The sequence below is a fragment of the Sphingobium sp. genome, from assembly GCF_041987595.1.
In the GTDB taxonomy this organism is placed as follows: Bacteria; Pseudomonadota; Alphaproteobacteria; order Sphingomonadales; family Sphingomonadaceae; genus Sphingobium.
In genome coordinates, this window is record NZ_JBHIWJ010000003.1 from 61597 (window position 1) to 73731 (window position 12135).

A 12135-nucleotide genomic window follows, 5' to 3' on the forward strand; every position below is an offset into this window, starting at 1 on the left:
GCGGCAGTTTCCTGCCATGGAGCCCGTCTGCCCTGCAAGGGCTGACGGACGGAGAGAGGGGGTGGAACTGGCCCGGCGGGGAGGGATGGGGGGTATGCCGGGCCAGTTCCCGGGCCATGATCCTGGGGGGCAGGAGCATGGCCGAAGGTCGATCAGAAGCGGACGCTGACGTTGCCCACGAAGGTCCGGCCGTTCTTGTAGAAGGCGGTCGGGGTTGCGCGGGTGCCGGCATACTGGATGTAGGTTTCATCCAGCAGGTTCTGCGCATTGGCCGTAAAGGTGATGTTCGGCGTGATCGCATAGCTGACCGATGCGTCCAGCTGGCTGTAGGGTGCCACCATGTCCACCGAGTTCAGGCGACCGATCGCGCGGAAATAGGCCGAGCGGTAATTGTAGCTGACGCGCGCCTGAAACGGACCGCTTTCGAAATAGGGAATGATGTTGACGGTGTGCTTCGACAGATAGGGCAGGTTGAGGCCCGCGTCGGTCGAGCTGTCGGCAAAGCTGTAGTTGGCCTGAATACCGAAGCCGCCCCAGATTTCCGCCTGACCTGCGACCAGAATGCCGTTGACCTTTGCCTTGCCGCCATTGATCGGCTGCGAGACGTTGTAGGTCGCGTTGGCCTGGTTCAGCTCGTTGAAGAAGGTCTGCTGCGTCAGTGCGTTATAGATATAATCCTTCACCTCGCGGCGGAACAGTTCCACCGAGAAGAGCATGCCGGCCTTGGGATACCATTCGGCCGACAGTTCATAATTGGTCGACTGATAGGGCTTCAGGTTCGGATTGCCGCCGCTGGCATCCAGCGTGATGTCGTTGCGGCTGATCGAGCCGCCCAGCTGTTCGTAGCGGGGGCGGGCGATCACCTTGGCGATGCTGCCGCGGAAGATCAGGTTCGATCCGGTGTCATAGGCGATGTTGAAGCTCGGCAGGAACTTCAGATAGTCGTTGGACACGGTTTCGGGGACCAGCGTGGGCAGCGTGCCATCGGTGCCGGACACCTGGCTGGTGTAGCTCGACCGGTTCTGGGTGTAGACCAGACGACCGCCGATATTGCCGCGGAAACCGCCCTGTTCGAAGTTGAACTGGAGATAGTTGGCGGCAACCTCTTCATCCACGATGTAGGAGGCTGTCGGCTTGTCGATATAGATGTTCACCGAGTCCGCGAGGATGTCGATGACCGACTGGGCGGGCAGGTTGATATATTGGGTCGCGTTACCCGAACCGCCCGTGCCGTTGAACACGCCGCTCGGCGTCAGGGTGGTGGGCACGCCCAGACTGTCGAGCGTGTAGCCGCCGGACAGGTCGTAATTGTTGACGCCCTTGGCGTTCAGGCGGTTGCGGTGCTTGGTATATTTGCCCCCGACGCGGAATTCGGTGAAGGGGCCGAATTCGATCGGTATGACGGCGTCATAGCCGGCATAGACATCGCGATCGATGGTCTTGGAATAGTCGATGCCGCCTGCGCGGGCCGCATAGAGCTGCGAGCCGTTATACATCAGCGGCTGGCCGTCGATGGTCTGAAGCTGCGGGGTGTTCGAACGGCGGTAATTGGCGGGATCGGTCAGATCGCCGTCATAATTCACCGTCGCGCTGGTGGGCGTGAAGCTGTAGCTGTAGGGCAGGTCGGTCTTTACATCGAGCAGATATTCGGGGTTCTTGCCGCCGATCGCCTTGCTCCAGCCGCCGCTGACCGTGAAGCTGGCGCCGCTGTCGCCCTTCCACTCGCCCTCGAAATTGATGTTGTTGGTGGTGAGCTTCGTCTTGCGGATCAGGAGGTCGAGCTGGGCATTGCCGTTGTTGGTCTGGGCCGCGCCGAAGCTGGCCGAGGTCACGACGCCATTGTCGATCGTCGCCGACGTCAGGGAGCCGCCGCTCCACGCGCCGGGAATGACATACATGGATTGGCTGGAGTTGTTATACTGGCCGTCGATGTGCAGCGCGTTGAGGGTCAGCGTCACCGTGTCCGTGGGCTTATACTGCACCGTGCCGTTGTAGCTGATGCGCCGGCGGGTCTGGGTGAAATAGGCATAGTTGATGCCGAAGGGAATCTTGGCATTGGCCAGATCGTCCAGCGAACCGCCTGTGACGGTGGCCGACGGGTTTTTCAGAACCGGCTGGCCGCTGCCGTCGCGTACCAGGTCGCCGTTCGTGTCGGTTTCGAAGAAACGGCTGCCCGCATTTTCAAAGCCGAAAAATTCGACGCCCGCGCGCGTCATCCGCTGCTTGTCATAGGTGGCGGCGACGAGCACGCCGAACGTCTCGTCCTTGTTCTTCCAGCTGTAGAGGCCCGAAGCGCGGACGCTGCCCTTTTCGGCACGGTCGTTATAGCTGTAGCCGCCCGATGCGAAGATGCTGTTTGCGGGCGTGTCGAGCGGCTTGCGGGTGCGCACGATCACGGTGCCGCCGATGCTGCCTTCTTCCAGGCGCGGTTCGGGCGACTTGTAGACTTCCAGGCGATCGACCAGTTCGGGCGCCAGCAGCGAATAGTTGAAGGTACGGCTGGTCGGATCGTTGTCGTTCCCGCCCCAGTCGGCCGAAGCGACGGCGTGGCCATCGAGCAGCATGCGATTGAGGGCCGGATCGGTGCCGTGGATCGCGACCTTCTCGCCTTCGCCGAAGCGGCGGTCGATCGATACACCGGGGATGTGGGACAGGGATTCAGCGACGTTGCGGTCGGGGAATTTGCCGATGTCTTCCGCACTGATCACGTCGACGACGGCATTGGCCTCTTTCTTGACGTTGATCGCGTTGCGCAACGATGCGCGGATGCCGGTAACGACAATCTCGCCATTGTCGGAAACGGGAGCCTGAGAACCGGGCTGTGTGTCGGACCCAGCGCTAATCTGGGCGAAAGCTGCGGCTGGAAGCGCCGCGAGCGCGCTGGTGGCGAGAAATACGGTCCGTCGCAATGCCATGATATGATCCCCTAACTGGCGCCCCAGCGGGGCGCTACCCTTGTTACCTTTGGTCCGTCCGCCGTGCCTGGCTGATCCGTCCGCGCTAAATTTGGTCCTATGCAGGTATTTTTATTCTCTTATTTGGTCCTGTTATTGTTATACGCTACCATCATAAAATCTACACAAAAATGAAACTCTTAGAAAAATTAAACGATAAAACTGATAAATATATGAAAAAAGGCGATATTTTTGCGGGGCGGGTGCGGCCATTGGTATCCTTTTGGTTATTTCATCAGCGGCGATCGGGTTGCCTTATCGAATCGCCAAGGCGCCTTTCAGGAAGACTGACTCAGTCCGATAACGGGAGGCATCGGGGCGTCCGCTCCAACGCTGGGCGGACGCGCGAGACAGGTTTGCCCGGAGTTTCGTAAAATTGGTCCTGCTTTTACGGCTTGAAGAATACCAATCTATAACCTATCACCCTCATTGTGATATGCGCACCCCTCCTTTACGCTCCCTGCCCAACGGCTGCGTTTCGAATGAGGGGGGTATGACGTCTTTTTCCGATCGTATTGGTCTGCTTCAGGAAGACCTGCGGGTTCCGCTTTACCTTCAGTTGCAGCAACTCGTGCGACAGGCGATCCAGAGTCGTGTGCTCGTCCAGGATGATGTCATCCCGGCCGAACGCGATCTGGCCGAGGAATATGGTGTCTCGCGCATTACCGTGCGCAAGGCGATCGACGGGCTGGCGCAGGAAGGGCTGCTGGTGCGGCGGCGCGGTGCGGGAACCTTCGTTGCGGCGCGTGTCGACAAGAGCTTTTCCAAGCTATCTTCCTTCTCGGAGGACATGATGGCCCGTGGCCGCCGGCCGGGCAGCGAATGGCTGTCCAAATCGGTGGGGTCGGTGACGCCGGAAGAATCGCTGTCGCTGGGGCTGTCGCCCGGAACGCGGGTCTATCGCTTCCAGCGCATGCGCTTTGCCGACGATGTGCCGATGGCGGTCGAATATTCGACCATCGTGGGTCATTGCCTGCCCTCGCTCGATGCGGTGGTCGATTCGCTCTACGCTGCGCTGGAGGCCAATGGCTGCCGTCCGGTGCGGGCGTTGCAGCGACTGCGTGCAATGCATTTTCCGTCCGAACAGTCGAAGCGGCTCGGTGTCGAAACCGGCCATGCGGGGCTGTTCATCGAACGACGCGGTTTCCTGGCCGATGGCGAGGCCGTGGAGTTCACCCAGAGCTATTATCGCGGCGATGCCTACGACGTCGTTGCGGAACTAAACGCCAGTTAGCCCGGCAGGTCCGGGCCCAAGGGGATCAAATGCCAGATGTGACTGTGGAGCAAGGCTCCTCCGCGATGCGCCGGGAAGCCGGCGAAAGTGGCCCATCCTTCGCCCGTTTCCTGAATCGCAATGCCGATACGCTGCGCCAACTGGGCGCGCATCTGCGCGCCAATCCCCCAGCCTTTGTCGTTACCTGCGCACGGGGGTCTTCAGACCATGCCGCGACCTATGGCAAATATCTGATCGAGACTCTGCTGGGACTGCCAGTCGCTTCGGCGGCGCCCTCCGTCACTTCGGTATTCGCGACCGAGTTCCAGCAGACCGGCGCGCTGCTGATCGCCATTTCGCAGTCGGGCCGCAGTCCGGACCTGCTTTCCGCCGTCGAGCGCTACAAGCGGGCGGGCGCCTATGTGGTCGTGCTGGTGAATGACGAGACGTCGCCGCTGGCTGCCATGGCCGACACGCTGTTGCCGCTTTGCGCGGGAACGGAAACCTCGGTCGCGGCGACCAAGTCCTTCATCACCTCGATCGCCGGCCTTGCTGCACTTGCCGCCTACTGGAGCGAGGATGCGGCGCTGCTCGAAGCGCTGGACGGGCTGCCCGCGCAGCTCGAACAGGCCTATGCGCTGGACTGGACGCCGATGATCGAGACGCTGGCCCATGCGCGCAACCTTTTCATCGTCGGGCGCGGCTATGGCCTGTCGGTGACGCAGGAAGCCGCGCTCAAACTCAAGGAGACCTGCGGCCTGCACGCCGAGGGATTTTCCAGCGCCGAAGTTCGGCACGGCCCGATGGCGATCGTGCGCAATGGCTTCCCCGTGCTGGCCTTCGCGACCAGCGACAGGTCGGGTGACGATGTGCGGCAGGCCGCGGCGGAATTTGCCCAGCGCGGCGCCGATGTCCTGCTGGCGGATCCTAAGGGCACGTTGCCGGTGCTGTCGGCCCACCCGGTGCTGGAACCTGTCCTGATGATCCAGTCTTTCTACGGCGCGGCGGAAAAGCTGGCCCGGACCCGCGGTCTTGATCCCGACCAGCCGCCTTTCCTGCGCAAGGTCACCGAAACGCGATGAGTGTGATCGGCTTTCGCAACGGGCAGATTTTGACCCGCGATGCCGTGCTGGACGGTGGCGCCTTCAAACTGGACGGCGCCCGGATCGGCGCGATCAGCGAGGCTGGCGACGGTGCGCTTGATCTGGAGGGCGGCTGGATCGTCCCCGGCTTCATCGACACGCAGGTCAATGGCGGTGGCGGCGTGCTGTTCAACGACCAGCCCGATGTCGATGCGATCGCCCGGATCGGCGCGGCCCATGCGCCCTATGGCACGACCGCTTTCCTGCCGACGCTGATCAGCTGCCGCCTGCCGGTGATCGCGCGGGCGCTGGATGCGGTGGATCAGGCGATCGGGCAGGGCGTGCCCGGCGTGGTCGGCATCCATATCGAGGGGCCGTTCCTGAACGCCGAGCGCAAAGGCATTCATGATGCCGGAAATTTCCGTCCGCTGGACGCGGAAGCGCTGGCCCTGTTGACCGCGCCGCGCAAGGGGAAGGTGCTGGTCACGCTGGCCCCGGAGCAGAATGACGTTGCGGCGATCCGCGCACTGGTCGAGGCGGGAGTGATCGTCAGCATCGGCCACAGCAATGCGACCTATGCGCAGGCGCGAGCAGCGATCGAAGCGGGCGCGACGGGCGTGACTCATCTCTTCAACGCCATGTCGCCGCTGCACCATCGCGAACCGGGCGTCGTCGGTGCGGCGCTGGAGGACCGGAGCCTTTATTGCGGTCTCATCATCGATGGCGCGCATATGCACCCGGCCGCGACGCGGATCGCCCTGGGCGCGCGGCCGCTCGACCGCTTCCTGCTGGTGACGGATGCCATGCCGAGCGTCGGCAGCTCCGACAGGACATTCGTGCTGAACGGCGAGCGCATCACCGTCCAGGATGGCGTGTGCGTCAACGAGGCCGGGACACTGGCCGGGTCGGACCTCGACATGGCGCGGGCGGTGCGCAACATTCATGCGCTGGGCCTGCCGCTGGAACAGGCCGTGGCGATGGCGGCGGCCAATCCGGCGGCTTTTCTTGGTCTGGGTGCGGTGCAGGGCGTGCTGGCGCTGGGCCTGCGCGCGGATTTCGTGTGGCTGGATCGCGATCTGAACGTTCGCGGCACCTGGATCGGCGGCAAGCGGGTCGCCTGAGCGCGCCCCCTGCCGCCGTGGTTTTGACGTTCCCCGGCAGCACGACCGGGACGCTTTTTCGATGCTGCATTTTCCGGGCCGTTGACCGTCAACGGGCCACTCGAAAATGCTCTAAGGGGACGCAATGGGTTCGATCATCCTCACTTCGCCCTTGCAGGGCTGGGCCGCGGCCATCGACGATGTGCCTGACGCTGTTTTTTCCAGCCGGATGCTGGGCGATGGCGTGGCCATCGATCCGATCGGCAATGTGCTGCATGCCCCTTGCGACGGCGAGGTGCTGACGCTCCAAGCGAGCCATCATGCGGTCACGCTGCGCGGCGAAGGCGGGGTCGAGGTGCTGATGCATCTGGGCATCGATACGGTGGCGCTGGGCGGCAAAGGCTTTGAACCGCTGGTCGCCGTGGGCGATGCCGTGACGCGCGGTCAGCCCTTGGTGCGCTTCGACCTGGATGGCGTGGCGCAATCCGTGCCGTCGCTGATGACGCCCGTGATCGTCACCAATACCGAGCAGTTCCGCATCACCCGCACCGAAACCGGGAAGCTGGTCGGCGTGGGCGAAGGGCTGATCTACCTTGAACCCGCCGAAGCGGTCGTCGAAGTGAAGCGCGATGATCGGGGCGATCGGGTCAGCGGCAAGGTTCGCGTGCCGATGGTGCATGGCATCCATGCGCGGCCGGCCGCTCGGGTCGGGGAGGCGGCGCGGGCCTTCGTCGCGGAAAGCTGGATCGTCAAGGATGGCTGTGAAGCCTCGACCCGTTCTCCCATTGCGTTGCTGAAGCTCGGCATCCGTCTTCATGACGAGGTGGATGTGGTCGCGAGCGGCGCGGACGCCGAAGCGGCGGTTGCCGCCCTCGTCGCGCTGATCGAAGGCGGGATGGACGAGCATGACCAGGCCGAATCCGCGCCTGTCACGAGGTCGGAACCCGTTGCGGTCGAAATCCCGGAAGGCGCTCTGGCCGGGACGCTCGCGGCGCCGGGTTATGCGGTCGGGCAGGCGTGCTGGCTTCGGGTCATCGATATAGACGTGCCGCGCGACGGGCAGGGTCCGGAGCGCGAGACGGAGCGGCTGAACGCCGCGCTGGACATCATGCGTCAGCGACTCTCCGATGCTTCGGGCGATGAGACGGGCGTCGCGATCCGCCGCGCGCATATGGCCTTTCTGGAAGATCCGGCGCTGCAACTCGATGCTTATGCACGGATCGGGCAGGGGCGGGATGCAGGCCATGCGTGGCGGCAGGCGTGCCGGGCTACGGCCGCCACGATGCGTGCCATGGGCGATGCTCGCTTTGCCGAGCGGGCCGACGATCTGATCGATCTGGAGCGGCAGATGCTGCGCATCCTGACCGGGACGCAGGAAGAGGCGCTGAGCTTCGCTCCGGGCACCATATTGCTGGCCGACGAATTGCTGCCGTCTCAGGTGATGGCGCTGGATCCCAATGTCATCGGCCTTGTGCTGGAACGGGGCGGGCCGACCTCGCATGTCGCGATTCTGGCGGCCACCATGGGCCTGCCTGCCCTGGTCGCAGTAGGTCCTGCCCTGGCAGGAATCGTCGATGGCACGACGCTGATCCTCGATGCAGATGGCGGACTCGTCCATGCCGATCCGGCGGCGGAGCATTGGACGTCGGCCAAGGCCGAGGTCGTGCGGCGTTCGGCGGCGCGGGAAGCGGCGGTGGCGGCGGCGGCCGAAAACTGCGTCAGCCGTGACGGCGTGCGGATAGAGGCCTTTGCCAATCTCGGTTCGGTCGAGGACGCGGCGATCGCCATGGCGCACGGCGCCGAGGGATCGGGGCTGCTGCGCACCGAATTTCTGTTTCTGGAGCGCGACACCGCGCCCACCGTGGCGGAACAGGCCGCGCTCTATGGCGCCGTGGCCGCGAAGCTGGAGGGCCGGCCGCTTATTGTGCGCCTGCTCGACATTGGCGGCGACAAGCCGGCCTCCTATCTGCCGATTGCGGCGGAGGAAAATCCGGCACTGGGTCTGCGCGGTATTCGCGTCGGGCTGGCCATGCCCGATGTCCTGGATGAGCAACTGCGGGCCATCCTTTCAGTGACGCCGCACGGCCAGTGCCGGATCATGGTGCCGATGGTCGCCAGTGTTGCCGAATTGTTGAAGGTGCGCGAGCGGGTCGCCGCGATCGCCGATGAAATGGTCCTGTCTTACCGTCCCGAAGTCGGGATCATGGTGGAAACGCCCGCTGCTGCCGTGACCGCCGGGACGCTGGCGCGCCATGCCGATTTCCTGTCGATCGGAACCAATGACCTCACCCAATATGCGCTGGCGATGGATCGCGGTAATCCGGCGGTGGCAGCCGGGATCGACGGGCTGCATCCGGCGGTCCTGCAATTGATCGCGCTCACCACGCAGGGCGCGCAGGCCCACAAGCGTTGGGTCGGCGTATGTGGCGGTCTTGCATCGGACCGGCTGGCGATCCCGCTGCTGCTGGGGCTGGGCGTGACCGAATTGTCGGCCGCACCGCGCTTTGTGCCTGATCTGAAAGCGCTGGTGCGGCGGCTGTCCATTGCGGACTGCCGTGCCCACGCCGTGCGGGCCTTGCAACTGGAATCGGCAGCCGAGGTGCGGGCGCTGGCGCGCCGCTTTGAAGAGGAGTTTCTGGCATGAGGACCATCATCGGAGCGCTTCAGCCCATTGGCCGCGCCTTGATGCTGCCGATCGCGGTGCTGCCGGTGGCGGGCCTGCTGCTGCGTCTGGGCCAGCCCGATCTGCTCGGCATCCCTCTGCTCGCGGCGTCCGGCGATGCGCTGTTTTCCAGCCTTGGCCTGCTCTTTGCCATCGGTGTCGCCACCGGCATATCGCGCGACGGCAATGGCGCCGCGGGGCTGGCGGGCGTGGTCTGCTATCTGGTCGCCATGCATGGCGGGCGGGTGCTTCTCGACGTCCCGCCCGAAGTGACCGCGGGGTTGGCGGATGCCGTTGCGCAAACCGTCGCCGACGCATGGAAGATCAAGGCCTTCGCCCGGCTCGACGTACCGATCGGCATCAGCGCGGGCCTGATTGGCGGCGCGCTTTACAATCGCTATGCGACGATCGAGGTGCCGGCCTATCTCTCCTTTTTCGGCGGACGCCGGTTCGTACCCATCGTCGCGGGGGGGGCGGGTGTGCTGATGGCGCTGCTCGTCGGCGCGAGCTACAGCGCGCTTGACGCGGGCCTCAGCCTTGCGAGCAGGGGCCTCGTCGCGTCGGGCAGCTTCGGCCTGTTCGGTTTCGGTCTGCTCAACCGGCTACTGCTGGTGACGGGGCTGCACCATATCCTCAACAATGTCGCCTGGTTCGTGCTTGGCGATTATGCCGGAACCACCGGCGATCTGCGTCGCTTCTTCGCAGGCGATCCGCATGCGGGCGCCTTCATGGCGGGTTTTTTCCCTGTCATGATGTTCGGTCTGCCCGCGGCCTGTCTTGCCATGTATCGCTCGGCCCTGCCGGACCAGAAGCAGGCGGTGGGCAGCATGCTGCTCAGCCTGGCGCTAACCTCTTTCCTGACCGGCGTAACCGAGCCGATCGAGTTCAGCTTCATGTTCCTCGCGCCGCTGCTCTACGCCATCCATGCGGTGCTGACCGGCCTGTCGATGGTGCTGATGGACCTGCTGGGCGTCAAGCTGGGTTTCGGCTTTTCGGCTGGCCTGTTTGACTATGTGCTGAACTATGGGCGGGCGACGCGGCCGTGGATGCTTCTGCCCGTGGGTCTGGCCTATTTCGCTGTCTATTACGGCGTGTTCCGCTTCGCCATCCAGCGCTTCAACCTTGCGACGCCGGGGCGCCAGCCCGGTCAGGAAGCGGTCGCGGATACGGCAGAGGGCCAGCGTGGCGCCGCCTATCTCAGGGCGTTGGGCGGCGCGGCCAATCTTCACACGATCGGCGCCTGCACGACGCGGCTGCGGCTGGTGGTGCAGGATCAGGCGGCGATCGACGAAGCGTCGCTCAAGGCGCTGGGCGCGGTGGCCGTGCTCCGCCCGTCGGCGCAGGCGGTGCAGGTCATCATCGGCCCGATGGCGGACCAGATTTCCGAAGAAATCCGACAGGCCGCAGCGCATCACGGGCCTGTCGCCGAACAGGCATCGATTCTGTCCCCGGCGGCTTGCGTCGAACCGGCATCGGAAATCGTCGACGCACTGGGCGGTCGGGATGCGATCCGCAGGGCACAGATGGTTGCCGGGCGACTTCGCATTGAACTGGCGAGCGAGACGAGCGTGGCACATCTTGCGGAGGTCAGCTGCGTGCGGGCTTTCGTGCAGGTCGATGCGCGCACCCTTCATATACTGGGGCACGGACTCACCCGCTGAGCGGGACTTGAGCTGATCCTGTCGCGATCGGAAACAATCCGTAGCCGGATTGGCATCTGGAAGCTGGCATTTTGGTTGCTATATGCAACGAGACTGCATCAGCCAAGGACAAGCCCGTGAACCGGCCAATCACGCATGCCATTCAAGATTTCGGTCCCGCCGCGATGCCGCGCATGGCGGCGCAGGTTGAGGAAAGATTGGCGAAGCTGTTGCTTCCGGTCGCGGCGGCAGTGGCCGTAATGCTGTTTTTCAGCATCATTTACGGGATGGTGGATGATCTGTTGGTTGCAGGCGTCATCGTCATGGTGGTGCCGATGATGTTCCTACCGCTTCTCCGCCGTGAGGGGGGCAACTGACCCCTTGCTCTCCAGTGCGTCCATCGCGAGCGCCACTGCGCCAAGTGGGCCTGCCTGATCGCCCAGCAGCGGCGCGGCGACGATACGGCCGATGCTGCGATCATCGACATGCGGCAGATATCCGCCCAGTTGCGCCACGACCTTTTTCCGCACCTGATCGAGCAGGCCGGGCCGCCCCATGCCGACGCCGCCGCCGATCAACACCTGCCGCGCCGCGGTGCCGAGCAGGATGGTGGAAACCAGATGGGCGATGTCGCTCGCCACATCGTCCCAGCGCGGATCGTCGGGATCGATTTCATGACCGGGCACGCCAAAGCGCTTGGCAAGGGCGGGGCCGGAAACGAGTCCCTCGATGCAGTCGCCATGGAAAGGGCAATTTCCGGCAAAGCTGTCGCCTGCCGCGCGAGGAACGCGGATATGGCCGATTTCCGGATGCATGGCGCCGTGCAGCGTCCGGCCGTTGAACGCGAAGCCGCCGCCTACGCCGGTTCCGATCGTGATGTAGCACAGGCTGTCCGACGGCACTGGTTCCTGCGCCCCGGCGCCCCAGCGCAGTTCAGCCAGCGCCGCGCCATTGACGTCGGTATCGATCTCCGCCGGGCAGTCAAAGGGCGCCGTCAATGTGCCGAAAATGTCGGCCCCGGCCCAACCCGGCTTTGGCGTGGGCAGCATGATGCCGAAATCCGGGGCGTGCGGGTCCAGTCGGACCGGTCCGAAGCTGCCAATGCCCATGGCCGCGAACGGTGCCTCGACATCCCAGCTCTTCAGTACCTCCACTGCCCGTCCAAGGGTTTCGACCGGAGTGGTGGTGGGGATCATCTCCCGATCCAGAATAGTGCGGCCGCGGGCACGTAGCACAAAGACCTTGGTTCCGCCGAGCTCTACCCCGGCCAGCATCGATTCTGCGTTCATTGGCGCTTTCCAACCATATCGGCCATGCCGTCTCAAGTGGAAAGTGGCGCGGCTCCGGGCAATGCCCGGCGATCGGATTGTCCGGTTTTGTGCATCTTCACATATCGGCGGGGTTTTCAGCCCGCTATCCGTTGCTCCTTACAGGCCAGCGGCTGCCGACTGAACTGTATTTGGGCGCCGTCATGAAAGGGAATA

The 12135-nt window shown here is 64.1% G+C and carries 8 protein-coding genes; 6 read left to right on the plus strand and 2 right to left on the minus strand.

What is annotated here, in order from left to right; translation table 11 throughout:
* Positions 1-152: 152 nt before the first annotated feature.
* Complete coding sequence (locus ACFC3J_RS01520; RefSeq protein WP_375194445.1) at positions 153-2915, minus strand: TonB-dependent receptor; 2763 nt, start codon at positions 2913-2915, stop codon at positions 153-155.
* Between the two features lie 532 nt (positions 2916-3447).
* Between ACFC3J_RS01520 and ACFC3J_RS01525 the strand changes: the two genes are divergently transcribed.
* From ACFC3J_RS01525 to ACFC3J_RS01550, 6 genes are all read left to right on the plus strand, one after another.
* Positions 3448-4188, plus strand: coding sequence for a GntR family transcriptional regulator (locus ACFC3J_RS01525; protein ID WP_375194446.1), 741 nt, complete (start codon positions 3448-3450; stop codon positions 4186-4188).
* A 29-nt stretch (positions 4189-4217) separates the two neighbouring features.
* Entirely contained in the window at positions 4218-5249 is a 1032-nt protein-coding gene (locus ACFC3J_RS01530) for an SIS domain-containing protein (RefSeq protein WP_375194447.1), read from the plus strand.
* Positions 5246-6370 carry an N-acetylglucosamine-6-phosphate deacetylase gene (gene nagA / locus ACFC3J_RS01535; protein ID WP_375194448.1) on the plus strand — a complete coding sequence of 375 codons (1125 nt, stop codon included), beginning with the start codon at positions 5246-5248 and terminating at the stop codon, positions 6368-6370. Before ACFC3J_RS01530 ends, nagA begins: the two co-directional genes overlap by 4 nt.
* 124 nt (positions 6371-6494) lie before the next feature.
* Entirely contained in the window at positions 6495-8993 is a 2499-nt protein-coding gene (ptsP, locus tag ACFC3J_RS01540) for a phosphoenolpyruvate--protein phosphotransferase (RefSeq protein WP_375194449.1), read from the plus strand.
* Positions 8990-10672, plus strand: a complete 1683-nt coding sequence (gene nagE, locus ACFC3J_RS01545; protein WP_375194450.1) for an N-acetylglucosamine-specific PTS transporter subunit IIBC — start codon at positions 8990-8992, stop codon at positions 10670-10672. The genes ptsP and nagE overlap by 4 nt, the downstream gene beginning before the upstream one ends.
* Positions 10673-10788: 116 nt before the next feature.
* Positions 10789-11028 carry a hypothetical protein gene (locus tag ACFC3J_RS01550; protein ID WP_375194451.1) on the plus strand — a complete coding sequence of 80 codons (240 nt, stop codon included), beginning with the start codon at positions 10789-10791 and terminating at the stop codon, positions 11026-11028.
* Here the strand turns inward: ACFC3J_RS01550 and ACFC3J_RS01555 are convergent.
* On the minus strand, positions 10996-11925 hold the full coding sequence (locus ACFC3J_RS01555) for an ROK family protein (protein WP_375194502.1): 930 nt from the start codon (positions 11923-11925) through the stop codon (positions 10996-10998). The genes ACFC3J_RS01550 and ACFC3J_RS01555 overlap by 33 nt on opposite strands.
* Between the last annotated feature and the right edge of the window lie 210 nt (positions 11926-12135).

Coding starts and splice junctions, on each gene's coding strand:
- ACFC3J_RS01520 (WP_375194445.1), bottom strand. CDS start 2,915: ATGGCATTGCGACGGACCGTATTTCTCGCCACCAGCGCGCTCGCGGCG.
- ACFC3J_RS01525 (WP_375194446.1), top strand. CDS start 3,448: ATGACGTCTTTTTCCGATCGTATTGGTCTGCTTCAGGAAGACCTGCGG.
- ACFC3J_RS01530 (WP_375194447.1), top strand. CDS start 4,218: ATGCCAGATGTGACTGTGGAGCAAGGCTCCTCCGCGATGCGCCGGGAA.
- nagA (WP_375194448.1), top strand. CDS start 5,246: ATGAGTGTGATCGGCTTTCGCAACGGGCAGATTTTGACCCGCGATGCC.
- ptsP (WP_375194449.1), top strand. CDS start 6,495: ATGGGTTCGATCATCCTCACTTCGCCCTTGCAGGGCTGGGCCGCGGCC.
- nagE (WP_375194450.1), top strand. CDS start 8,990: ATGAGGACCATCATCGGAGCGCTTCAGCCCATTGGCCGCGCCTTGATG.
- ACFC3J_RS01555 (WP_375194502.1), bottom strand. CDS start 11,925: ATGCTGGCCGGGGTAGAGCTCGGCGGAACCAAGGTCTTTGTGCTACGT.